Here is a 24,328-nt window from a genome sequence, read left to right as displayed (position 1 = left end):
AAATCTAAAATCGTAAATCTGAACTCATAAATGGCCTACCAGTCTTTTTCGGGCTGGTTGGGAGCACCTGTTTTTTTCTGAACTTTTTCCTGGAGCTCTTTTTCCTTTTGTTCCAGTGCTTTCAGGTATTGCTCTGCCTGCTTTTTGGTAAGCTTGCTTTTTTGAGGCTTGGGTTGCTGTGGTTTTGGTTGCTCTTTTTTCTTTTCCTCTTTGGGCTTTTGCTGCTTCTTCTGCTCTTTCTTTTTTTCTTCCGGTTGCTTTTGTGTGCGCAAAGCTATCTGCAAGTTCTTCCGTACTTCCTCATCATTGGGCGATAAACGTAATGCTTGTTTATATGCCGCAATTGCTTCAGGTATACGGTTGTTTTTATGCAAGAGCACAGCTTTGTTATAAAGTGCTTTTGTTTTTAAAGCAGGATCATCTGTAGCTTCAATTGCTTCATCAAATGCTTTTAAAGCCTTTTCAATTTCTTCACGCTTATACAAAGTGTTGCCAAGGTTATAACCGGCAACAGGTGTTGGCTTTTTTTCCAATGCTTTGCGATAAGCTTCTTCTGCTTTTTCGTAATTCCCTTCTTTGTAATAACGGTTTCCTTTTACCACATCACCCTCCTGTGCGTACGTAAACACACTCAACATTAAACTGCATATGGTAAAAATCAGTTTCATCCTTTTTTCTTCGCAACAACTGTTGCTGGTTTATTTCGTTCTGATATAAAAAGTTCTGCAATAAGCAACAGCAATGCCCCAAGCAAAAACCACATAAAGTAGTTGTTGTAATTTGTTGGACTTACTTCACCTTCCACTGCTTTCTTTTCAACCTGGTTGATTGTTGCAATTACATCCTTCAGCATATCATCCGTATTTTCCAGGTTGCCATACAAGCCACCGCTTACAGCAGCCAGTTGCTTCAGCAAAGGCTCGTTCAGTTTTGTAATAACAGTTTGGCCGAATTTATCTTTCTTATAATTTTTTGTTTCAGGATCAGGTATGGCCGAACCTTCCAAAGAACCTAAACCAATGGTCAATAAAAGAATGCCCCGGTCTTTTAGTTCCTTCGCCATTCTTTCTGCAGCATCATCGTGATCTTCTCCATCGGTTATCAGCACAATAATTTTATAGCGTTTGCTATCCTGCGGAAAACTTTCAACTGCAAGTCGTAATGCTTCGCCAACTACAGTGCCTTGTGTGGGTACCGCATCGGGAGCTGCAGATTGAATAAAAAGTTTGGCAGCACCCTGATCGGCCGTTAACGGCATGGGCAAATACGCTTTACCTGCAAACCAGATCAAACCAATACGATCGTCGGGCAATTGATCCAGCAATTTTGTTGCAAACTGTTTGGCTTTGTCTAAACGTGTGGGTTTAACATCATCGGCCAGCATGCTTTTGCTTACATCCATGGCAATAACAATATCTCTCCCCTTTCTGTTAACCAACTCTGCTTTACCGGCTGTACGCAAATTAGCAGCGCCTAAAGCAGTAAGTGCCATTGCCCCTAAAATGAAATAAAATTTTACAGAGAATTTTTTCTTTGAATGATTAGCCGTAAGCAGATCGACCAATTGTTCATCACCGATCTTCTTTTTTGTTTTCTTCTTCCAGCGTTTGTTGAATACAAACAAGATTGCTGCGGGAATAAGCAGCAGCAGTAACAATAAATATGCAATATGGGCGAAGGAAAACAAAGTTTGCGTTTTTCAGTTACAAGATACCGGAATAACGACAAAGAGCCTGCAAAAGTTGCGCCAAGGTTTGTAAAGTCGATGGCCAATAGTCATTAGCAGATAGTCTGTCGAAGACCATTCAACAATAAACAAGAAACCAGAAACTATAAACTGCTTTACTTCTTTCCCTGCATAAAGTCGTAATGCTTCAGAATATCGTTGAGCAATGCTTTGCGGTTTGCACGCATATCGTAATTACGGTCGGGCGATTGTACCAGCAGTACAAAGAAATATGGGTGACGGTTTTCTTCAATCCAGCCAACAATCCAACCTACATTATCGCCTTTTTCATCGAAGCCCCAACCTGTTTTGTACGATAGTTTGTAGAGTGAGTTATCTTCCTGCAACATTACTTTACGAACGATCTGTTGTGTACGTTTTTGAAAAGGTAATTGTTCGAAGTATAAACGCTTCACCAAACCCAATTGCTCATCGGGCGAAATTTTTAATTGATTGTTGAGCCAGAACGAATCGACAGCATTGCCAATTTGCATGTTACCATACTTGATCGAATCGAGCCAATATTGCATGGTATCTTTTCCTATGCGGCGGGCCACTTCCTGGTAGTAAGGAACAGAAGAAACTTTAAACGCTTCTTCCATGCTCATATCTTTATTCAATTCTTCCCTTTCTCTTACAACACCATCCCATTTAATGATCATTTTTTCATCGAAGATCTTTCCGGTTTCTAATCCAATTAACGAGTTAACAATTTTAAATGTTGAAGCAGGTGTATAGCGCTTGCGGAAATTTGCTGAATCGTAAATGGTAAAATGCGCCTGTGCATTATCGAACATGGCAAACGACCCTTTTACTTTGTATTTGTCGAAATATTGCTGCAGGTCGTTATCGATCGAAAAATTATTAATGGAGCAGGAATTGAAGACTAGCACAACCGCTACCAAAACAGAAACAAGACGCATACCGTTGAAATTTGGCACAAAAGTAAAGTTAGAATGTGAATGCGCTCTTAAAACTTCAGGGAAAACAATAAGCTTTTTTACACGACGTTTAGAGAAGCTAAAACCAACCACCCATGTACCGTATTCTTATCTGCTCATTGTTGGCAATAGTGCTCTTTATAACAGGTTGTAAGAAAAATGAAACAGGCAACAGTAACGCCAAACTCATCTTCAAATTTAAATTCGATTCAACACAGGTGCGACTCAACAATATCGGGCAGCCTTCTACCATACCGGCAGGTAACGCAGCGCAAAGTGGCGTGATGAATAAAATGAGTGCGCATTATATTGAGCTGGCTCCAAATGCACTTACACTGCTTGGAAAAGGGGCGGTTTTATACCGTGCTGCCGAAACAACTACTGGCGGCAGCAATGCCATTGATTATGAAAAAGCTCCACAAGCAGGTAATAACGAAGTATTCTATGAAGTACCCATCAACCAGGTTGCAATTGGTGAATATGAATGGATACGTATTTCACTTGCCTATCAAAATGGAGATGTAAAAATAAGAGTTGATACAAGCATCAACGGCGTATCCATTAACCAGGATATGAATGCCACACTGGCTTCATTCATTGGTTTTAATACCTACATCAAAAACTTTACGGTAAAAGCACAAAGTGTTACAGTGAACGGTAATCGTACGCAAGGTTTTTGGGGATTTGAAACAAATGTGTCTGTACTTGGTACAACTATTCCCGTTGTGCAAAGCGGACAAGCGCCTGCAGGTGCTACCACTGTTGTAAATCCACTCTTCAATACTTCACCTATTCCCGCAGGCAGTTGCGTAGTTACCGCTGCATTTGCAAACGGCAAGTTGAAAATTACCGGTAATGAAACAAAAGATATAGTTGTGGAATGCAGTTTCAGCACCAACAAAAGTGTAGAGTGGAAAGACCTTAACCCAAATGGCAAATGGGAACCTTTGAAACAGGAAACACTGGTTGATATGGGCGTGCGTGGATTAATTCCAACAATCAAATAAACTAAACTGATACCAATAAAAAAGCCGGTGCAAAAAATTTGTACCGGCTTTTTTTATGAATTCAGCATTTATGCTGTTACTTCCTTCAACACACCTAACTCTTTACCCACTTTTGTAAATGCAGCAATGGCTTTATCTAAATGTTGCTGATCGTGTGCAGCACTTAACTGTACACGAATGCGTGCCTGGCCTTTTGCAACAACAGGGAAGAAGAAGCCGATCACATAAATACCTTCAGCCAGCAATTTGGCTGCAAAGTTTTGTGCCACCACTGCATCGTACAACATAATAGGTACAATCGGGTGGTCGCCTGGCTTAATATCAAACCCTGCCGCTGTCATTTTACTACGGAAGTATTTGGTATTTGTTTCCAGTTTATCACGCAACTCTGTTGTTTCGCTTAACAGATCCATTACTGCAATGGATGCACCAACAATACTTGGTGCTAATGTATTACTGAAAAGATATGGGCGTGAACGCTGACGAAGCATTTCAATTACTTCTTTACTTCCGCTGGTAAAACCACCGCTTGCACCGCCGAGTGCTTTACCCAATGTGCCGGTAATGATATCAATCTTACCCATTACACCACGGTATTCGTGTGTGCCACGGCCGGTTTTACCTAAGAAACCACTGCTATGGCATTCGTCAACCATAATTGCTGCATCATATTTTTCTGCCAGTTCAACTATTTTATCCAGTTGCGCAATAGTACCATCCATGCTGAAACTTCCATCAGTAACAATTACACGGTTGCGGGCACCGGCTGCTTCCTGGAGTTTTGTTTCAAGATCGGCCATGTTGTTATGTTCGTAACGAAAACGCTGAGCTTTGCACAAACGCACACCATCGATAATACTTGCATGGTTCAATGCATCGCTGATGATGGCATCCTGTTCGCCAAACAACGGTTCAAACACACCACCATTTGCATCGAAAGCAGCTGCATATAAAATAGTATCTTCTGTACCGAGGAATTTCGAAATTTTAGCTTCCAGTTCTTTATGAATATCCTGTGTACCACAAATGAAGCGAACACTGCTCATACCGTAACCACGCAGGTCGATGTATTTTTTCGACGCTTCAATTACTTTCGGGTGCGATGAAAGCCCCAGATAGTTATTGGCGCAGAAGTTAAGAACAATCTTTCCGTTAACCATTATCTCAGGTCCCTGCGCACTTTCAATAATTCGTTCGGTCTTAAAAAGCCCATTGGCTTTTATCTCATCCAGTTCATTTGCAATTCGTTGCACAAGTTTCGCATTCATACGTCAATAGTTTAGGCGACAAATTTAGGGCGATTCACCACTCCTTGCACGTGTAACCGATTGCACCTTTTAGAAATTCACATAAATATGTGGGGCGTTTGTAACATTTTAGCTCTACCTTCGTCGTATATCGTAACCGGGTTTCAGTTTGGCTGTTCCAAAGCAGAATAACCGGTAAAAGAAAAAGCAATTACAAAGCAGATGAAAAAGCAATTAATCTTATTGGCCGCTGTTATTCTTGTAGCAGTTTCTTCATGGGCATTGCTTTCCGGTACATCTACATCTAAGAAACTCGCACCTGCTTCACCCAAATGCAAAAAAACCTGCCAGGAAAAACCTGCCAGCAACAATGCTCCCCAAACAGGGTTCTTTATTTTAGATTCGTTTTCAGGATCGCTCTAAAAAATATTTTCCTTTAGCTGTAACTTTTTATTGATGTGTCCGTAACACAGATAGTTAAACTTATCATCACGGATCACTAACTGATTTATGACCGCCAGAGAATATAATGAATGTGTGACCCGGTATGCCGACAACGTGTACCGTTTTATCCTCAAAAATTTGGGGCACGAAGAAGATGCACGGGATGTTGTGCAGAGTGCTTTCGAAAAATTGTGGGTGAATAAGGACAATGTGGATGCCGAGCGGAGCAAATCGTACCTGTTTACGATTGCGTATAACCAAATGATCGATCATATACGCAAACACAAACGGATGACGTTGAAAGATGAATTTGCAGAAGAAGTGCGTATACAGGACAGGCCGCAGCACAATATGAAGAAAGTACTGGAAGAAGCATTGGCACGCTTAAGCGAAACAGCCCGCAGCCTGGTACTGCTGAAAGATTATGAAGGATACAGTTACGAAGAGATTGGTGAAATAACGGGATTGAACGAAAGCCAGGTAAAAGTGTATTTGCACAGGGCACGTTTGCAGTTGAAGAATTATTTAGTGAGTATTGAGAACGTGATGTAGTTAGAAGTTATTAGTCGGAAAGTCAGAAAGAAAAATGCTGACAGATGAATAATCTTCCGGACTTCGGTCTTACCGACTTTCGGACAAAAAACAAACAATGAACATTAACCGCCATAATTACGAAGAGTTTTTCCTCCTGTATGTCGACAATGAGTTGACAGCCGGGCAACGGAAAATTGTGGAAGCTTTCGTGGCGGCCAACCCCGACCTGAAAGAAGAGTTCAACCTCATCAGTCAATCTACGTTTAATACCGATGCCAAACTTGATGAATCGTTTGTGCAATCCTTATTAAAACCGGTTGAAGAACCTGCAATAAGCGAAGAGCAACTGTTAATGTATGTTGATGAAGAATTAACTGCTGCCGACAAAGCCAACGTAGAAAAAGAATTACTTACAAATGTCGATCTGCAGAAAGATCTTTTGTGGTTACGCCGCAGCCAGGTAACGCCTGACAACTCAATAGTATTTCCCGATAAACAACTACTGTACAAACAAACCGAACCGGCCCGTGTGTTTTCGTTAAGTGCAACAGCACGCCGCTGGAGTGCAGCTGCAGCAGTTGTTGTATTGCTTGGCAGTGCAATGTGGTTATTGATAGGTAAAGAAAATACAACCGACCCGACAAAGTTTGTAACTGCTGATCTTAAAAATGGAAAACAAACAGGGAAACAAAATCAAAAGACAGTTAAAGAAATATTGAAAGAAGAAAATCAACTTCAACATCAGGAAAATAATTTTGTTGCTGCAGCTGAAACAAACAACGTACAAAGCAATAGTAAAACAAATACTGTTACAGGATCTACACCTGTAGTAACCAACAATACAGGCAAAACAGCTACAATTAAGCAACCCGATGTTGAGTTAACTCCAGTAACAACAACAAAAACAGATGTTGCGAAAAATAATTCTGATTTTCCACGTAACATTTCTACAACACCAACCGTACAACCTATAGAAACAAGCACAGCAACCAACGCCGCTTATACCATTTACAATAACGATGTTGCTGCAGTTGACAACGAAGAAGGCAATGAACTTCTTACCGAAGAAAGACAACGCAGAACAGGTATAGCGGGCTTACTTAAAAAAGCAAAACGGACGTTTGAACGTAAAACCGGTATTCAATCAGGCAGCTCCGAAGTACGCTTTGCTGTGTTTGCAGTAAACACCCAATAACAAAAAACTTTAAACGGAAATTTTATGAAGCAGTCTCTACTCGCATTGCTTGGTCTCATCGTATGCCTTGGCGTTAATGCACAAACCGACACCACAAAACCACAAAGTGCCGACACGATTAAAATCGGCAACATGGTCATCATTAAAAAGAATGATGGTAAAGAAAAGAAAGATCAGAAGTCTGATGATGATGACAATGATAACGATGGTACTACCGTTGAAATTAAAAAACGGAAAGAATCAAAAAAATCGAACGTGAGTACCAACTGGCTGATCGTTGATCTTGGTTTCTCCAATGTAAACGATCAAACAAATTACGCAGCACCTGCTACACAGGCCTTTTTCCCCGGTGGTACAAAAGAACAACTTGAGTTACGCAATGGCCGTTCAATAAACGTAAACGTTTGGTTCTTTATGCAGCGTGTTAATCTTATTCAACACGTAGTAAATCTTAAATATGGTTTAGGTGTTGAAATGAACAACTACAGTTTCGAAAAAAGTGTGCGTTACAATACAGAGCCAACTACTAACATTACCATCGACAATATCAAATACCGTAAAAACAAACTGGCAGCCGATTATTTAACTGTACCTGTTATGCTCGATTTCAACTTTGCACCTAAACGTAAAAAAGGTTATGGTTTCAGTGCAGGTGTAAGTGCAGGTTACCTGTATGCTGCCCGCCAGAAAATGAAAAGCGAACAAAACGGAAAAGAAAAAGTAAGAAGCGATTTTAACCTCGAGCCCTGGAAACTTTCTGCTGTTGGCGAATTAAATCTTGGTGCAGTGCGTCTTTATGGTAGCTATGCCTTAAACGAATTACACAAAAACGGATTACAACAAACACCTTACAATATTGGTATCCGGCTTAGCAGCTGGTAATACAGCTAACGCTGTATTCTCTGGCAGGCCGCTCCTGAAAGGGAGCGGCTTTTTTATAGTCTGCCGATTGGTGTTGGGGTGGGTATTTTCCTTAATTTGCTCACTCAAAAAAAACAGATGAACTATAAAGTAATCGATATTGAAGGGATTGGCCCCAACTATGCAGCAAGACTTGAAACTATGGCCATTTTTACAACAAACGATCTGCTTGCACAAGGTGGTACCAAAAAAGGAAGATCGGGTATTAATGAAGTAACGGGTATTCCCGAAAACCTGATTCTTACCTGGGTTAATCATGCAGACCTTCATCGCATCAACGGTGTTGCCGGGCAAACAGCAGAGTTGCTGGAAGCTGCCGGTGTAGATACAGTAAAAGAATTGGCTACACGCAACGCCGACAACCTGCACAGTAAACTTGTTGAAACCAATGAGCAATTTGGTTTAACAGGTAAAATACCATCAGCCGATACATTAGCCGATATGATTGCGCAGGCAAAAACACTGGAGCAAAAAGTTTTTCACTAAGCAATTTTTCGATGTACAATAAAAAAGCCGCTTACCAACAAGCGGCTTTCTTATTTTCTGTAGCTCGCTTATTTATCCCCATTGCCATCAATAGTTTGTTAATTAGATTTACAACAGAAAATATGGAATAATTTTCCGTCGTTATATACGTACCATCGAAAACAACGTGTAAAATGAAAAGCCAATCAACCTTGCTGGTTATTTGCAGTGCAGTAATGCTGGCCCTGTCGGGTTTCAGTTTTTTTCATCGAAACAAAACAGCTACGGTTTCTAAAAAGCCCGTTCGTGTTTCTAGCAATTACCGGATCGTTATTGACAAAAGTCATTACGAATTGAAGCTGTACGATGAGGAAGGATGGGTATCTACTTACCCGGTTGTTTTTGGCACCAGCGAAATGACGGATAAGATGATGGAGGGCGACCGCCGGACACCTGAAGGTCATTTCAAAATCATTGCAAAAAAACTTCATCCCGAATGGGGACATTTTCTCCTGCTTGATTATCCAACACAAACAGATCTTGAAAAATTCAACACACGCAAATCACAAGGTGTAATTCCGGCCAATGCAAAACCCGGTGGCGGTATCGGCATCCATGCCACACGACGTAACGAAGACAGGTTTGTTGATTACTATTATAACTGGACGCTCGGTTGTATTTCTACCAAACGGGAATATGCAAAAGAATTGTACGATCTGCTACCCGTTGGTACCGAAGTAACCATCCTCCATTAAAATACCCGCAGCACGGTATGGCATAAGCCTGCAAAAAAAAGTTCCTTTGGTTTCAAACTCCACAACATGAAACCGAAACTCAGCCTGATGCTGATTTTTATCTGCAGCGGCATCAGCTTATCTGCACAAAAAATTTCGAAAGAAGGCACACACGAAATTTCTAAGAAAGCCAACAAAGGTTATTTGTACGAACCCGTTATTGAAGATGGTAAGAACGAGCTTACGATGACCTACGTTACCAAAGCCACCAATAAAAAAGCAAAATTCGAAACCTATCGCTTCGATCTCGATTTCAATTTTAAAGGAATGGAAGAGAGCGAACAGCCGATGGAAAAAGTAAAAGGCTATAGGGTTGATAAAGGAGAAGAATACACACTCAACTCGCTTACAGTTGAAACAAACTTCATGGGCACATTGGTGCTTCGCCGTAAGATCATTAAACGAAAATGGAACTGGTTCTGGGGCGGCTACGATTCAAAAATTTCGTTAGCCGACAAACTGAAACCCAAAACCGATGATGGTGAAAAACTGTTTTACCTCGCTCATACCGAACAGGATGAACTGGAAAGTATATTAGTAATTGCAGGCGCAAAAGGACCAATGGCCAAAGACCCTATGCGCCAGTACAAAGAAATACATGTAATGCGGTTTGATACAGAGATGAACCGCATTGGCGATCAAACCATCAACTTCGATACACCACAATCCATTGCGGGCATCAGCAGTGCCGATAACGACGAAGATGCAAATGCAGAAGATGATATTCTCATCCTGTTTGCACCAATGGGCGGCAAGGGTATGAAAAACATTGCAGATGCTGATCCTACCAATTACACATTTGTACGTTTAGGTTACAATGGAAAAATAAAAGAACGCATTGCTGTTAAATCGAAGACCGGGATTTTTAATGGTAACATGTTTGTACAAACAAACGACGGCGTATTGATTCTTGGAGCAACAGGCAGCGACGATGATTATTACAATGAAAAATTCAGTGCTCCGCAACCTTCGTCTGATGCAAGAGAAGGACAAAACGATGAGTTTAAAGCAAAAGGTTTCCAGATAGTTAAGATCAGTAATGGAAAAGTAGATTTTGTTACCAACAATACGTTGGATGATTTTGAAGCAAAAGCAAAATCGCCTGCATCGCAAAAGAAAAAACCTGAATACACCGGAAAAAAATTCCGCATCGCCGATCTGAAAGTTTCACCAACAGGCGACATTTTCTTAACCGGACAGAAGTATAAAAAATCGGGAGGTGTAAAAGTGTTAGGCTCAGGTGGTGGCCCCACAATCAAGTATGAAGATATCATCATGATGCACTTCAGCAGCACCGGTTCGTTAAAAGCAGCTTATGGTGTACGCCGAGAAGAAAATGATAAAGAAGCAAGCATGTCGCCCAACAGCCAAACACTTGTGTTCAGCAACGATGGAAGTAAACTGTACTGGATGATTATGGAAATGGCCGGTGTTAAAACAGAACGTGAACTCGGCGAAAGCAAATACAAGTTTCTTGTTTATCCAAGTGTAAGTGTAATTAATATTAACAATGCAGCCATTGGTGAGTTTGCACAGTTTGGTCAGGGCAAGAGCGATTACTATGTAAACAACAAATATCCCTTCCTGCCAATTGGTAAAGGGCAACTTGTTTTCCTTGGCGAAAACAAAAGCGGTAAAACATTGTGGTTTGCTAAAATGCCTTTAGAATAAAAATTTTTCGACAGGAGTTTACCCAAAATCCACGTTGTAAAAAAGAACCCCGCTTCGGCGGGGTTTACTTTTATAATTTTCCTTTTACAATTTCATCTACAACAGCAGGGTCAAGCAAAGTACTTGTATCGCCAAGACTACCGGTTTCACCTTCTGCAATTTTGCGTAAGATGCGGCGCATAATTTTTCCGCTACGAGTTTTAGGCAAGCCGCTTACAAACTGAATTTTATCGGGCTTTGCAATGGGGCCAATTACACGTGTTACTGTTTGCAGAATATCCTTTCGTGTAAGCTCTTCATCGTTGTTGTGCATGTGCCCATAAATAACATAAGCATAAATGCCTTGTCCTTTTACATCGTGCGGATAACCCACTACTGCACTTTCCACAACACCTGCGTGCATATTAAGGGCATTCTCTACTTCGGCTGTACCAATACGATGGCCGCTTACATTCAATACATCATCCACACGACCTGTAATACGGAAATTGCCATCGGCATCTTTCAATGCACCATCACCTGTAAAATATAAATTCTCATACGTTGCAAAATAGTTTTGTCTGCAACGTTCATGATCGCCATAAGTTGTACGAAGAATAGCAGGCCATGGCGCTTTAATACACAGGTTACCTTTAATAATGCCGTCTTCATCTGCCTCTGTTACCTCCTCTCCTTTTTCATCAACCAGTATCGGTTGCACACCCGGCATTGGTAATGTAGCCCAGCTTGGTTTGGCCGGCGTAACGCCTGCCATATTTGAAATTAAACAGCCACCTGTTTCTGTTTGCCACCAGGTATCAACAATGGGGCATTTGCCTTTACCAACATGCTCATCGTACCAATGCCATGCTTCTTCATTAATTGGTTCGCCTACAGTACCCAATATTTTTAATGAGGAAAGATCTTTTCCTTTCAAAGGTTCCAAACCAAAACCCATTAAACTGCGTATGGCTGTTGGTGCAGTGTACAGAATATTTACTTTATGCTTATCAACAATATCCCAGAAACGTCCTGCATCGGGCCATGTAGGAATACCTTCGAACATTAATGATGTGCCGCCTGCACTTAACGGACCGTAAAGGATATAACTGTGTCCTGTTATCCAGCCAATATCTGCAGTACAAAAATGCACATCACCTGGCTTGTATTGAAAGACGTTTACAAATGTGTAGTTGGTCCACAACATATAACCGGCACTGCTGTGCACCACACCTTTTGGTTTACCTGTTGAACCACTTGTATATAAAATAAACAACGGATCTTCTGCATCCATTTCTTCTGCAGGAAAAGATACCACACCATTTTGTTCCACCTGGTGTTCTGCATGTTCCATTTCATCTTCCCACCATACATCTCTTCCTTTTAACATTGATACAGGCGTGCGTGTACGGGTGTACACAATTACTTTTTTTACAGTGCGGTTACCGATTAACGCATCGTCAATAACACTCTTAAGTGGAATATCTTTATTGCCACGGTAAGCACCATCGCAGGTAACAATAAATTCAGCCTGTGCATCGTACAAACGATCGGCAATACTTTGTGCACTAAAGCCACCAAAGATCACACTATGTATAGCACCAATTCTTGCACAGCCTAACACAGCATACGCCAGCTCGGGTACCATGCCCATATAAATACAAACACGATCGCCTTTTTTAACACCATTGTTTTTTAACACCTGCGCAAACTGGCAAACACGTTTATGCAAACGGTTATAGGTTACAATACGCACACGCTCTTCGGGATTGTTGGGTTCCCAAATAATGGCGGGCTTATCGCCCATTGTTGCCAAATGACGATCGATACAGTTTTCGGTGATGTTGAGTTTTGCACCCTGGAACCATTCTACTTTCGGTTCACGAAAATTCCAATCTAAAACTTTGTTCCATTTTTTGCGCCACTGAAAGTTTTCAGCAATGTTGCCCCAGAAAGCTTCGGGCTCTTCCACACTTTTTTTATAATCAGCTTTGTACTGTTCTAACGAAGTAATTTGGTAAGGATAACTCATAGCAAACGATCTGAAAATTTTAAGGGTCACAAGTTAGCAAAAATAGCCGTACAGGCTGTTTGGGAACGTTTGCATATTTATTTTTCAAAAGCAAACAACTGTGTTGAAACAGATAGCTTATATTTCAAGACTGATACGATTGATTTGCCGCAGCCTGTTTGCAAGCATGTGCTGCATGCATTAATCAATGCGTATTTTTTACGATCACTAACTCAATATGTTTTTTGCATGAAGCCTCAGAACAAAGGTATCTGGAAGATTATCGGTGCATCATCGCTGGGCACTTTAATTGAATGGTACGACTTTTACATTTTCGGCAGCCTTGCAACGGTTATTGCCAACCAGTTTTTTCCGAAAACAAATCCAACAGCAGCATTACTTTCCACTCTTGCAACATTTGCTGCAGGTTTTATTGTGCGCCCTTTTGGTGCATTGGTGTTTGGCCGCCTCGGCGATATGATTGGGCGCAAGTACACTTTTCTTTTAACATTGGTATTAATGGGTGGTGCCACATTTGGTATTGGCCTGGTACCGGGTTATGATAAAATTGGCTTTGCAGCACCTATTATTGTATTGCTGTTGCGTTTACTGCAGGGCCTTGCATTGGGTGGCGAATATGGTGGTGCAGCAACTTATGTTGCAGAACATGCACCTGCAGACAAGCGTGGTTATTTTACTTCGTGGATTCAAACAACTGCAACTCTTGGTTTATTTGTATCGTTGGGTGTAATTCTTTTAACACGACATGGTTTGGATAGTGATCCTGCAAAATCAATTGCCAAGTTTAACGATTGGGGTTGGCGTATTCCTTTTCTTGTTTCCATTCTATTGGTAGGTGTATCAATTTACATCCGTTTAAAAATGAGCGAATCGCCTTTGTATGCCAAATTAAAATCAGAAGGCAAAACATCGGTGAATCCATTGAAGGAAAGCTTTGCACACAAAGGCAATTTAAAAATGGTGCTGCTTGCATTGTTTGGCGCAACCATGGGCCAGGGTGTTATCTGGTACACCGGACAGTTTTATGCGCAATCATTTTTAGAAAATGTTTGTAAACTCGATTTTGATCAGAGCCGTACAATACTTATTTGGGCAATTGTATTTGCAACTCCATTTTTTGTGGTGTTTGGAAGTTTGAGTGATAGGATTGGCCGAAAGTGGATCATGATCATTGGTATGCTGGCGGGTGTTTTATTGTACCGGCCAATCTTTACCATGTTTAAAAACGATACCAATGTAAAAGAATGGCTGCAACAGGAGCTTGTTGTTGTAAAGCAAGACAGCAGCACTACTGTTCTTGTAAATCAAACACTGGCAATAACAAAAACAGTTTTTCAAACTAAAGACAACATACAATTTACTGAAACAAAAACTGATACTCTGCAGGCAAACAATATGCGTATTGCCGATACCAAACCCCTGTATTCGGGCGTTACCTTAAATACAGCAACGTACACAAAATTTGCAGCATTGGTATTTCTGTTGATTCTTTTTGTTACAATGGTGTATGGTCCGATTGCTGCATTTCTTGTTGAACTTTTCCCGACAAAGATCCGTTATACATCTATGAGTTTGCCCTACCACATTGGCAATGGTGTGTTTGGAGGTTTAACACCGTTTATTGCAACATTACTTACCACCATTTATACCAACGATGCATTAATTGGTTTGTGGTACCCGATTGTTGTAGCAGCAGTTTGTATGATCATTGGTACGCTATACATTAACAATAAAATTGACCCGAACGTAAACGATTAATACTTACAATAAATCATTCCTTTACGCTTTACAATATATGTTATGAATAAATTGAAACGATATGCCGGCATTCTTTGGATGTTACTGGGGCCATTAACCTGTTACTTCCTTATAAGCACTGCCATTGCCGAAATAAAAAGCAAGCCTGTTATTGATACAAAAATTCAATGGGCTGTTTTTGTAATTGTATTTATACCAATTGCAATTGGCATGGTCATTTTCGGATGGTATGCTTTGCAAGGTGAATATGATCAATTGCCGGAAAATTCGGACGATGTTGCAGACTAAAAAATATATTACCAGTGCAGCGAATTGAGCAGCAGCGTGGTCTTTTTTATTGAAAGAACACGGACAATTCCCTATTGATTCTGTTCGATGTCTGTTCATATGGTTGGTTTTTTTAAGCCCCCTGATCTTCATCAGGGGGCTTTTTTCTGCATATAAATAATGGTTACATTTGAGTTTGGCCCAACATCATGCACAACTATCGATTAGCGTTAACATTTGTCTTTCTTTTTTTGCTTACAACCTGCACCAAGTTTGTTGCGGCACAATGCACAGGCAATGTTTTATTTTATGAAAATTTTGGCGGTGGCCTTAGTTCACCGTTAACAGGCTCACCACTTGCACCGGGCATTACAACCTATGCGTTTGATTCGCTTGGTTTGATCAATGATGGCGAGTATGGCATCAGAAAAACAACTGCCGATATTGCAACAGGTGGCAGGCAATTTAATTCCTGGCATATCGGTTACGATCATTCTTCGGGCGGAAATATGATGGTGATCAATGCAGATTATACTGCAGGAAAATTTTATGAAACAAGAGTAAATAATTTGTGCTCGGGTTCGCAACTCTATTTCTCTGCATGGATCGCTAATCTTATTCCACTTGGTTTAAGTAACCCACTCGATCCTGTTATCCGGTTTGAAATAAGCAGTGCAACATCAGGTAATGTTCTGGCAAGTTTTATTACTCCAACAATTCCCCGTTACAGCAATTTTACATGGGAGCGTTATGGATTTCCCTTTGCATTACCTACTGGCGAAACCTCTGTAATACTCCGCATCTTCAATAACCAGGCCGGTGGCATCGGCAACGATCTTGCGTTGGATGATATTGAATTTACATTGTGCGGACCGGCAATGACCACCAGTTTAAATGGTGCTTACCAAAACAGTAACGATGCATGCATTGGCAGCAACCTGCAATTAAGTGTAAATGTTGCTAATGGTTTTTATGCAAACCCTGCTTATCAATGGCAGTTTAATAACGGTAATGGTTGGGCGAATATTCCATTTGCAACAACAACCAGTCTCAGCATTAGCAATGCACAAACAAGCGACAGCGGTGCGTATCGTTTACTTGTTGCAGAAGCAGTGAATATTAATTCCACAAACTGCAGAGCCATTTCTCCTGTTATCAATGCAAACGTCTACAGGCCGCAGGCAGCACAGTTACGCAGCAATGCACCTGTTTGCGAACAACTGCCTCTGTATATTTCAACACCTGTAACAGCTTTGCAATACAATTGGTCGAAGGGATCAACAATCATCAATAACCAAAATGATTCTTTGATCTTTTCAACTGCAAGTGTAAATGATGGAGGTACTTATAATCTTCAGCTAATAACAAATGGTGGTTGTGTAAGCAACGGTTCTATTACTGTTGCAGTGCAGCCCAATCTTTTTCAGCAATTAACACCAACAGATACGGTGTTATGCGATGCACAAGTGCTGCCGGTTGATGTACAGCAAACAGCTCCTACAACTTATTTATGGAACGATGGTAATACATCGGCTCAACGAACTTTCTCTAACATTGGCACCTATACTTTACTTACAACTGATAATGTTTGCAGCCGCAGAGATACATTCATCATCAGCCGCAACTTTACACCAACTGTTGCATTGGGCAACGACACATCGCTTTGCTACAGCGAGCAGGTTACACTGCATGCAAAACATCCATTGGCTGAAGCATACTTGTGGAGTAATAATTCAACTGATACAAGTATTACCGTTACAACTCCGGGATTATATACCGTAGCAGTAAGTAATTTCTGCGGCGTGGCTACCGATGAAATCATGATCGATTTTAAAGATTGCGCAGACATGATCTTTGTGCCGAATATATTTACACCTAACAGCGATGGCTTAAATGATGTTTTAAAAGCAAAAGCTTATTTCCGTATCGACTCCTTTGAGCTCAAGATCTACAATCGATGGGGGCAACAAATCTTTGTTTCAAGTTCTTTAAACATTGGCTGGAATGGCACAATGAATAATCAGAAAGCGCCTCCCGGGCAGTATGTATGGACACTTGTGTATAAACGCAACGATAAACTCTACAAACAAAAGGGAACTGTATTGCTTATTCCTTAGCAACTACTGAATTGATTTTACTTTATTTTTGACCCAAACACAGTGTATGTCGATTGAGGTAAATAACCTGGTAAAAATTTACGGCGAACAAAAAGCTGTAAACGGTATTTCGTTTAAAGTGAATAAAGGCGAGATCGTTGGTTTTCTTGGTCCCAATGGTGCAGGCAAAAGCACAACTATGAAAATGATCACAGGCTATCTGCAACCAAGCGGAGGTGAAGCGTTGGTGTGCAACATCAAGGTTAACGATCAATCGACTGAAACAAAACAAAAGATCGGTTACCTGCCCGAAAGCAATGCCTTGTATTACGATATGTATGTACGGGAATATCTTTCGTTTATTGCTGAAGTACATGCTGTAGAAAATCCAAAAGACAAAATCCAAAAAACAATTGAGCAGGTTGGCTTAACGCCGGAAGCGCATAAAAAAATTGCACAACTTTCAAAAGGTTATAAGCAACGTGTTGGTTTGGCAGCAGCACTTATTCATGATCCTGAAGTATTGATCCTGGATGAACCAACAAGCGGATTAGATCCAAATCAAATTGTTGAGATCAGAAATGTGATCAAAGAGTTGGGTAAAAATAAAACAGTTTTATTCTCTTCGCACATCATGCAGGAAGTACAGGCACTTTGCGAACGTGTTATCATCATTAATAAAGGAACTATTGTTGCAGATGATAAGCTTTCGCTCTTGGTAAAAAATGCACACTCGGGTTCTGTTACTCTTGAAATTAAAGAAGAAGTGGATGAATCATTGTTTCAAGGCATTCAAAATTGTATTCGCTTAAATAATACAACGTGGAAATTTAACACAGATAATCCTGATGCAGTAAAGAAACAATTGTTGCAATTATCGATCGAAAAAAAACTGAATGTGCTTTCGTTGAAGAGTGACGAAAACTCGCTGGAAGATGTGTTCAGGAGTTTGACATCGTAGGAATGTATAATCAATTGCAATCATCGTAACAGAATTTCTTCAAATTAAGACAGATCGAAGAAATAAATGAATATCTTATTGTATTTATCGATTGTTGGAATTTTAATTTTCGATATCATTAGCTATCGTGTTTTTTTGAAAAATGCAATCCCTGAATTTTTCAGGTTAAACAAACTCGTTGTGAACGGACAGAAGGATCAAGGAGAAATCATTGGATTTGCAGAAAAAGACGATTCCGACGGCCATACGCAATACGCCCCATTGATCCGGTATTTCGTCAATAATACCAGGTACGAATATCAAACGGATAATTTTTCATTTAAGAAACCAGTAGTAGGATCCTCAATTGGTATTTGTTATGATAGCAACAATCCGAAAGAAGTGATTGCCAATTACAACACTTATTTACTTTCTAAAGCAATGGAGATTATTCTGATAGCAATTGTTCTGGTCAGCTTGAACTTAGGATTTTTGTACAAAGTTTTTTTTGATTAAACTTTCCTGTGATCATCAGCCTCTTATACTCCCCAGCCCCTTCACCAATATCCATCCAATCAACAACAACATCAGCACTGCAATAACTATTGGAGCAATAAAGCTTAATGCTGTTCCGCTGATGGCTGCTGCATTTTCGCTTGTTGATACAACTACATTTCCGGCACCGGCTGTTGTTTTTGTAGAAAACAAACGGAGCAAACCGGTACCTGCCTGTACTGTACCCGCAGCACCACCTCCGGCAATAATGGCAAGTATCCATTTCAACAACGGGTTAAAATCGGCAATAGGTAAAAACGAAGCTGCAAGAACAGTTCCTGCAGCAACTGCCAAAGGTGTGGCAATTGTATCGAGCAGATTATCTACAAACGGAATATAGTACGCAACAATTTCCAATACTGCCGCTGTAGCAAAACAAAGCAGGGCCGGCAACGAACCCAGCCATTGCATATCTGCAGGTAATGCATACCAGTGCTGCCAGGCTGCAAAACTTGCGCCCAGCATTGGCACAAACACACGAAAACCGCAACAGGCACTCAATGCAATTCCCATAGCAGCAGCTGTAACCAGTTGTACTTCCATACAATCGTTTGTTGTAGTTAAAAATAATCATTTTCACTGCTTATAATCATTGTTCCTCCCGTTGAATGTCTTTTCTTTGCAGCGCAAACAAAAAAAGTCAGAAAAGAGAAGAGTCAGAAAGTCCGAAAGAATTGACTCTGCTGTTGACAGCTGTTTTGGAACTGATTCTCTTCCGGTCTTTTCTCTTCCCGACTTCCGGACTATAACTTAAACTACAAATTCAAGATTATGAGCTTCATTGCCGACATTCATGCAAGACAAATCCTCGACAGTCGTGGTAACCCAACAGTGGAAGTAGATGTGATAACCGAAAATGGTATTATTGGCCGTGCTGCTGTACCAAGCGGTGCAAGTACAGGTAAACACGAAGCGGTTGAATTACGTGATGGCGACAAAAGCAAATACCTTGGTCGTGGTGTATTAAAAGCTGTAGCAAACGTAAACGATGTAATTGCAGATCAACTCATCGGTATTGATGTTACACGCCAGGCCTACATCGATTCTTTATTATTAAAAATTGATGGCACAGAAAACAAAAGTAATCTTGGTGCAAATGCAACATTGGCTGTAAGTATGGCTGTTGCAAAAGCGGCTGCAGAAGAAAGCGGTTTACCTTTGTATCGTTACCTCGGTGGTGTTAATGCAACTGTATTGCCAATGCCGTTGATGAACATCATGAATGGCGGTGCACATGCCGATAACAAAATCGATTTCCAGGAATTTATGATCATCCCTGTTGGTGCTCCTTCTTTCAGCGAAGGCTTACGTTGGGGTGTTGAAATTTTCCACAACCTTAAATCTGTATTAAAGAAAAAAGGCTACAGCACAAACGTTGGTGACGAAGGTGGTTTTGCTCCTGAAATTCAAAGCAACGAAGAAGCAATAGAAACTGTACTCGAAGCAATAACTGCAGCCGGTTACAAACCAGGTGAAGAAGTTGGCATTGCAATGGATGCTGCATCAAGCGAAATGTACGATGAAGCAACAAACACATACAAATTCTACAAGAGCAATCCCGGTAAAGTAATCAGCAGCGATGAAATGGTTGCTTACTGGACTGAGTGGGTAAATAAATATCCGATCGTTTCTATTGAAGATGGTATGGCTGAAGATGATTGGGCAGGTTGGAAAAAATTAACAGAAAGCATCGGCAGCAAATGCCAGTTGGTAGGCGATGATCTGTTTGTTACGAACGTTAAGCGTTTAAAAGATGGTATTGATAAAGGTATTGCTAACAGCATCCTGGTTAAAGTAAACCAGATCGGTACTGTAACTGAAACCATCAATGCTGTACAAATGGCACAGAACGCAGGTTACACATCTGTAATGAGTCACAGAAGCGGTGAAACAGAAGATACAACTATTGCTGATTTAGCTGTTGCGTTAAACTGTGGCCAGATCAAAACCGGTTCTGCTTCACGTACCGACCGTATGGCGAAATACAACCAGCTGATCCGCATTGAAGAAATGCTGAGCGGAAATGCTGTATATCCAAAAGGAAAGATTAAATTTGGTAAGTAACATTCGTTAATAGTTCATGGTTCATAGTAGTTTGCTATGAACCATAAACTATTATCCATAAACAAAATATGAAACTGTTAACAGGCATTCCTCCCATCTTAAAAAACAAATACGTTTTAACCATTATTGGTTTTGCGGTTTGGATGCTGTTTGTTGACAGGAACGATTTTCTTACTCAGGTAAGCCGTTACCGCAAACTCAGCGAACTGAGAAGCAGTAATACTTATTATAATCAGAAGATCGAAGCGGCTAAAACTGAGCTTGAAAGCCGTAAAAACGACCCGGCAGCCTACGAACGTCTCGCCAGGGAGAAGTATTACATGAAAAAGGACAACGAGGACATTTTCCTCTTCGACGAATAAAATAGCTTCGTCCCACACAATACAAGTTTACCAACAGCGTTTAATAGAAAAGCATCCTTATGGAAAGCCACCTAAACAAAAAGGATTGCTTATGACACAAAAATTTACGCCGGAAGACTTGTTACAATATCTCTATAAGGAAACGACCCCAGCAGAAAATGAGGCTATTGAGAAAGCTTTAGCCGAAGACTGGACACTGAGAGAAAAGTTCGAAGTAATTAAAAAAGCCGCTCAACGACTCTCACAAGTAAGTTTTGCACCCCGAACAGAAACGGTATTATCCATTCTTAAATATGCCAACAAATCGCTGGCAACAACAGATATTTCTTCAAACTGATCTTTCCCTAATTTCGCCGTCGTTCAATACCATGTTTGAATGACTACCAAAGAACGTTACCAATCGGTTATCGATTATTTTACTGTACATGCACCCGATGCAGAAACCGAACTTTTGTACGACAACCCGTACCAATTACTTGTAGCTGTTATTTTAAGTGCCCAATGCACCGATAAACGGGTAAACCTGACGACTCCTGCCATTTTTGAACAATACCCCGATGCAGAAAGTTTAAGCAAAGCGAGCTTCGACGAGTTGTTTCCGCTGATCAAAAGCATTTCTTATCCCAACAACAAAACCAAGCATCTTATTGGCATGGCACAAAAGCTTGTAAACGAGTTTAACAGTGAAGTGCCGCTTACAGTTGATGAACTTGTAACATTGCCCGGCGTTGGACGTAAAACAGCCAATGTAATTACTTCTGTTGTGGATGAGCAACCCAATATGGCGGTTGATACGCATGTGTTTCGTGTAAGCAAACGAATTGGCCTTGTAAAACAAACTGCTACTACTCCTTTAGCAGTAGAAAAAGAACTCATCAAAAATTTTCCAACCGAACTTATTCATAAAGCACATCACTGGCTTATTTTACATGGCCGTTATGTTTGTCTTGCACGCACACCCAAATGCAGGGAATGTGGCTTGCAGCATTGCTGTAAATATTTTGAGAAGAATAACCGGTAATTATTGCTTTGGAAAATGTGCTACCAACTCAACTTCCAGTTTTGCTTCGGGCATAAACAACCGGGTTATCTGTACCCAGGTAGCAGCAGGAAAATCGCCTTTGTAAAACTGTTTGCGCACATCGTTCAATTGCTTCATCGCTTCAATATCGGTAGTGTACAGATTTTCTTTTACCACATGCTGAAAAGTTAATCCGTATTGTTTCAATGAGCGTTCCAGTCCGCTGTACAAACGTTTTACTCCTGCTTCATCAAGTGTTGTTGAAACCGTACCCGATATGTACAGCACATCACCCACTTTAAGTGTTTGTGCATAACCCGATGCAGTATCTTGTTTGTTGGGATTGCCCCAATGCCATTTTTCTTTTTCAATTGGGGCCTTTGTTTGCTGTGCAATTGTTGTAAGCGATAAAACAATGCACATAGCAAGAAAGAATATTCTGTTCATGATCATAAGATTTGAAAACAAATTAAATGCTATTGTCAGATGGAAAAACGAAAAATCCATCAGTGGTAATTTATTCTTTAGACATCAGTCGTTCATAATCTTCATTCGACATATATTCCAGAATATCGCCTGGCTGGCATTGTAATACTTTACAGATATCGTCTAACGTAGAAAAACGAATTGCTTTTGCTTTACCGGTTTTAAGAATACTGAGATTCCCCATGGTAATATTGACACGTTCGCTCAATTCGGTGAGCGACATTTTACGTTTTGCCAGCATTACATCAAGGTTTACTACAATGGGCATGTTATACAGTTAACTCCTGTTCCTTTTGCAATTTATACCCTTTTTTAAATGCAATGTAAATGGCAAAAACAAGCACGGCTAAAAAAAACGATGGCAAACAATCATAGAGTTGCGACCAGAATTTGAGCGGCTTAAATAGTGGATGTATATACGAAGAAAATATAACTCGAAGAATAAACGGAAATACTACTGAGCCAATAAAAAAAAGAAAGAGCAAAAGTGTAGTCATTCGTAACCCTGCAACATTAACTTCAGTAAAAGCCTGGCCTTTTGATATACGTACTAAGAACTGTATTGGATAACCAAAGATTACATACAATGCCATCGCACCCATTAATATACTTAGTACTATTAGTAAAATGTAACCTATTTTATATTGCTTAGCCGAGATAGGAATTAGTATTTTTTTCTCTCTTTTTGAATATTGTACAGGAATTACAACACTTTTATAAGTACCTATCCTTTCTATATTATCACCAGTTCTCTGAACAGTATCCCATTGCACATACACAAGATTGTATGAGTTCCTTTCAATATAAAACTTCACATCTTCTTCCAGTTCAAAACCTCCAAGCGATAAAAAGTATTGCTTACTTTTTTTGCTATTCAACGCTGTCTGATCATTTTCAGCCGATTCAGTAAACCCAATCAGCCCATTAGAAAAACTGTTACCACCAATCTCATTGTTTCCTAATCGAAGTTCATTTTTTTGTATAAGGCTGTCTTCAATTTGTTTGTATTGAAAATGCGGTAAAGAATCATTGATAGTTGGTTTATAAAATAATCCTCCGTACGAAGTGTCATTTACAGGATTATCAATTACCGAGGAGTTATAACTATTTGACAAGCTTACGGATTCTGACGTCCAACTCAGAAAAAGAAAAAGGAAATAGGCACTTGCAAGTACAGATAAAATGATAGCGATGGGATTTTGTAGGAGTTTTTTCATATCGCAATTATAGAATAAAATTTACCGATAAACAATAAATTATTACCTTTTTTCAGAATTCCTTCAAATAAAAAAAGCCCATCATTTCTGATAGGCCTTTTGGTATTTTTGAAAGTAAGACTTACAAATACTTACCAATCTCCGACAGTGGGCTGTAGTACTTACTGCTCTAATCTTTGTACAACATTCAACAATTGCAACAGCAACAAAGGCAAAACATATTAAAAGGTTGCCAATACGAATGTTGCTAATTACTCTATCCAAAGTATGAAAGTACCACATGGTGTTAAAGTAATAGTTAATTAGTATTTTCAAAGTAATGGTTAGAAAAACAGTTTTCATAGCAATCAATATTGCCATCTTCATTGGGTTAAGATATTTGAATATTCTTCATTTATTTTTAAAAGGGAAAATGGGAAATAATTATGTATATAGTTTTTGGGATTACTTACCGTCTTTTTTGATTCAAGTGCTAATACTTTTATTGTATAATAGATTTAGTCATAAAAAAGATCTTGACAGTGATAGTATTGTGTTGAGTATTGTGATAATTACTTTTCTTTATTTGTTAAGCCATTTTAGAGTTATTCCAAACAGCTTTATTCC

At 40.0% G+C, this 24,328-nt stretch carries 26 protein-coding genes; 17 read left to right on the top strand and 9 right to left on the bottom strand.

Features of this window, described 5'->3' with window-relative positions:
* Nucleotides 1-35 precede the first annotated feature (35 nt).
* The 3 genes from ESA94_RS12135 to blaOXA form a co-directional block, all read right to left on the bottom strand.
* Nucleotides 36-668, bottom strand: a complete 633-nt coding sequence (locus ESA94_RS12135; RefSeq protein ID WP_129131175.1) for a tetratricopeptide repeat protein — start codon at nucleotides 666-668, stop codon at nucleotides 36-38.
* Complete coding sequence (locus ESA94_RS12130) at nucleotides 665-1,687, bottom strand: VWA domain-containing protein (RefSeq protein WP_129131174.1); 1,023 nt, start codon at nucleotides 1,685-1,687, stop codon at nucleotides 665-667. Before ESA94_RS12130 ends, ESA94_RS12135 begins: the two co-directional genes overlap by 4 nt.
* A 155-nt stretch (nucleotides 1,688-1,842) precedes the next feature.
* A complete protein-coding gene (gene blaOXA / locus ESA94_RS12125) occupies nucleotides 1,843-2,667 on the bottom strand; it encodes a class D beta-lactamase (protein WP_240671043.1) in 825 nt (274 codons plus the stop codon).
* Between the two features lie 95 nt (nucleotides 2,668-2,762).
* On the opposite strand from blaOXA, the gene ESA94_RS12120 reads away from it, so the two are divergent.
* Nucleotides 2,763-3,674: a hypothetical protein gene (locus ESA94_RS12120; RefSeq protein WP_129131173.1), complete on the top strand. Its 912-nt coding sequence runs from the start codon at nucleotides 2,763-2,765 to the stop codon at nucleotides 3,672-3,674.
* 68 nt (nucleotides 3,675-3,742) lie between these two features.
* Here ESA94_RS12120 and kbl read toward each other — a convergent pair whose 3' ends face one another.
* Nucleotides 3,743-4,942: a glycine C-acetyltransferase gene (gene kbl / locus ESA94_RS12115; protein ID WP_129131172.1), complete on the bottom strand. Its 1,200-nt coding sequence runs from the start codon at nucleotides 4,940-4,942 to the stop codon at nucleotides 3,743-3,745.
* A 201-nt stretch (nucleotides 4,943-5,143) separates the two neighbouring features.
* Between kbl and ESA94_RS12110 the strand changes: the two genes are divergently transcribed.
* From ESA94_RS12110 to ESA94_RS12080, 7 genes are all read left to right on the top strand, one after another.
* Nucleotides 5,144-5,344, top strand: coding sequence for a hypothetical protein (locus ESA94_RS12110; RefSeq protein ID WP_129131171.1), 201 nt, complete (start codon nucleotides 5,144-5,146; stop codon nucleotides 5,342-5,344).
* Nucleotides 5,345-5,431: 87 nt separating this feature from the next.
* Nucleotides 5,432-5,917: an RNA polymerase sigma factor gene (locus ESA94_RS12105; RefSeq protein WP_129131170.1), complete on the top strand. Its 486-nt coding sequence runs from the start codon at nucleotides 5,432-5,434 to the stop codon at nucleotides 5,915-5,917.
* Between the two features lie 97 nt (nucleotides 5,918-6,014).
* On the top strand, nucleotides 6,015-7,094 hold the full coding sequence (locus ESA94_RS12100) for an anti-sigma factor family protein (RefSeq protein WP_129131169.1): 1,080 nt from the start codon (nucleotides 6,015-6,017) through the stop codon (nucleotides 7,092-7,094).
* 24 nt (nucleotides 7,095-7,118) lie between these two features.
* Nucleotides 7,119-7,976, top strand: a complete 858-nt coding sequence (locus ESA94_RS12095) for an outer membrane beta-barrel protein (protein WP_129131168.1) — start codon at nucleotides 7,119-7,121, stop codon at nucleotides 7,974-7,976.
* Between the two features lie 117 nt (nucleotides 7,977-8,093).
* Entirely contained in the window at nucleotides 8,094-8,501 is a 408-nt protein-coding gene (locus ESA94_RS12090) for a DUF4332 domain-containing protein (protein WP_129131167.1), read from the top strand.
* Nucleotides 8,502-8,674: 173 nt separating this feature from the next.
* Nucleotides 8,675-9,235, top strand: a complete 561-nt coding sequence (locus ESA94_RS12085; protein ID WP_129131166.1) for a L,D-transpeptidase family protein — start codon at nucleotides 8,675-8,677, stop codon at nucleotides 9,233-9,235.
* Nucleotides 9,236-9,301: 66 nt separating this feature from the next.
* Complete coding sequence (locus ESA94_RS12080) at nucleotides 9,302-10,945, top strand: hypothetical protein (protein ID WP_129131165.1); 1,644 nt, start codon at nucleotides 9,302-9,304, stop codon at nucleotides 10,943-10,945.
* 70 nt (nucleotides 10,946-11,015) lie between these two features.
* Here the strand turns inward: ESA94_RS12080 and acs are convergent, their stop codons facing one another.
* Nucleotides 11,016-12,956 carry an acetate--CoA ligase gene (acs, locus tag ESA94_RS12075; RefSeq protein ID WP_129131164.1) on the bottom strand — a complete coding sequence of 647 codons (1,941 nt, stop codon included), beginning with the start codon at nucleotides 12,954-12,956 and terminating at the stop codon, nucleotides 11,016-11,018.
* A 228-nt stretch (nucleotides 12,957-13,184) separates the two neighbouring features.
* Here acs and ESA94_RS12070 point away from each other — a divergent pair, with 228 nt between their 5' ends.
* The 5 genes from ESA94_RS12070 to ESA94_RS12050 all read left to right on the top strand — a co-directional run bounded on the left by ESA94_RS12070 (nucleotide 13,185) and on the right by ESA94_RS12050 (nucleotide 18,533).
* Nucleotides 13,185-14,714: an MFS transporter gene (locus ESA94_RS12070; RefSeq protein ID WP_129131163.1), complete on the top strand. Its 1,530-nt coding sequence runs from the start codon at nucleotides 13,185-13,187 to the stop codon at nucleotides 14,712-14,714.
* A gap of 42 nt (nucleotides 14,715-14,756) precedes the next feature.
* Entirely contained in the window at nucleotides 14,757-15,002 is a 246-nt protein-coding gene (locus ESA94_RS12065; RefSeq protein ID WP_129131162.1) for a DUF6814 family protein, read from the top strand.
* A gap of 188 nt (nucleotides 15,003-15,190) precedes the next feature.
* Nucleotides 15,191-17,098 (top strand): gliding motility-associated C-terminal domain-containing protein, encoded by a 1,908-nt coding sequence (locus ESA94_RS12060; protein ID WP_129131161.1) that lies wholly within the window; start codon nucleotides 15,191-15,193, stop codon nucleotides 17,096-17,098.
* Between the two features lie 46 nt (nucleotides 17,099-17,144).
* Nucleotides 17,145-18,038, top strand: coding sequence for a gliding motility-associated ABC transporter ATP-binding subunit GldA (gldA, locus tag ESA94_RS12055; protein WP_129131160.1), 894 nt, complete (start codon nucleotides 17,145-17,147; stop codon nucleotides 18,036-18,038).
* Nucleotides 18,039-18,104: 66 nt separating this feature from the next.
* A complete protein-coding gene (locus ESA94_RS12050; protein WP_129131159.1) occupies nucleotides 18,105-18,533 on the top strand; it encodes a DUF3592 domain-containing protein in 429 nt (142 codons plus the stop codon).
* Nucleotides 18,534-18,548: 15 nt separating this feature from the next.
* Here the strand turns inward: ESA94_RS12050 and ESA94_RS12045 are convergent, their stop codons facing one another.
* The gene (locus ESA94_RS12045) at nucleotides 18,549-19,115 is read right to left on the bottom strand and encodes a DUF4126 domain-containing protein (protein WP_129131158.1); all 567 of its coding nucleotides are present in this window, start codon (nucleotides 19,113-19,115) and stop codon (nucleotides 18,549-18,551) included.
* A gap of 228 nt (nucleotides 19,116-19,343) precedes the next feature.
* On the opposite strand from ESA94_RS12045, the gene eno reads away from it, so the two are divergent.
* The 4 genes from eno (at nucleotide 19,344) to nth (ending at nucleotide 22,019) form a co-directional block, all read left to right on the top strand.
* Nucleotides 19,344-20,636: a phosphopyruvate hydratase gene (gene eno, locus ESA94_RS12040; RefSeq protein WP_129131157.1), complete on the top strand. Its 1,293-nt coding sequence runs from the start codon at nucleotides 19,344-19,346 to the stop codon at nucleotides 20,634-20,636.
* 68 nt (nucleotides 20,637-20,704) lie between these two features.
* A complete protein-coding gene (locus ESA94_RS12035; protein WP_129131156.1) occupies nucleotides 20,705-20,998 on the top strand; it encodes an FtsB family cell division protein in 294 nt (97 codons plus the stop codon).
* Nucleotides 20,999-21,089: 91 nt separating this feature from the next.
* Entirely contained in the window at nucleotides 21,090-21,335 is a 246-nt protein-coding gene (locus ESA94_RS12030; protein ID WP_129131155.1) for an anti-sigma factor, read from the top strand.
* A 39-nt stretch (nucleotides 21,336-21,374) separates the two neighbouring features.
* Nucleotides 21,375-22,019 carry an endonuclease III gene (nth, locus tag ESA94_RS12025; RefSeq protein ID WP_129131154.1) on the top strand — a complete coding sequence of 215 codons (645 nt, stop codon included), beginning with the start codon at nucleotides 21,375-21,377 and terminating at the stop codon, nucleotides 22,017-22,019.
* On the opposite strand, the gene ESA94_RS12020 is transcribed toward nth, so the two are convergent.
* The 3 genes from ESA94_RS12020 to ESA94_RS12010 form a co-directional block, all read right to left on the bottom strand.
* Nucleotides 22,020-22,466 (bottom strand): RidA family protein, encoded by a 447-nt coding sequence (locus ESA94_RS12020; protein ID WP_205755971.1) that lies wholly within the window; start codon nucleotides 22,464-22,466, stop codon nucleotides 22,020-22,022.
* Nucleotides 22,467-22,536: 70 nt separating this feature from the next.
* Nucleotides 22,537-22,773, bottom strand: a complete 237-nt coding sequence (locus tag ESA94_RS12015) for a helix-turn-helix domain-containing protein (protein ID WP_129131153.1) — start codon at nucleotides 22,771-22,773, stop codon at nucleotides 22,537-22,539.
* A 1-nt stretch (nucleotide 22,774) separates the two neighbouring features.
* Nucleotides 22,775-23,722: a DUF2975 domain-containing protein gene (locus tag ESA94_RS12010; RefSeq protein ID WP_129131152.1), complete on the bottom strand. Its 948-nt coding sequence runs from the start codon at nucleotides 23,720-23,722 to the stop codon at nucleotides 22,775-22,777.
* Between the last annotated feature and the right edge of the window lie 606 nt (nucleotides 23,723-24,328).

The organism is Lacibacter luteus, assembly GCF_004118265.1.
GTDB classification, from domain to species: domain Bacteria; phylum Bacteroidota; class Bacteroidia; order Chitinophagales; family Chitinophagaceae; genus Lacibacter; species Lacibacter luteus.
This window is presented reverse-complemented; position numbering and strand designations above follow the sequence as displayed.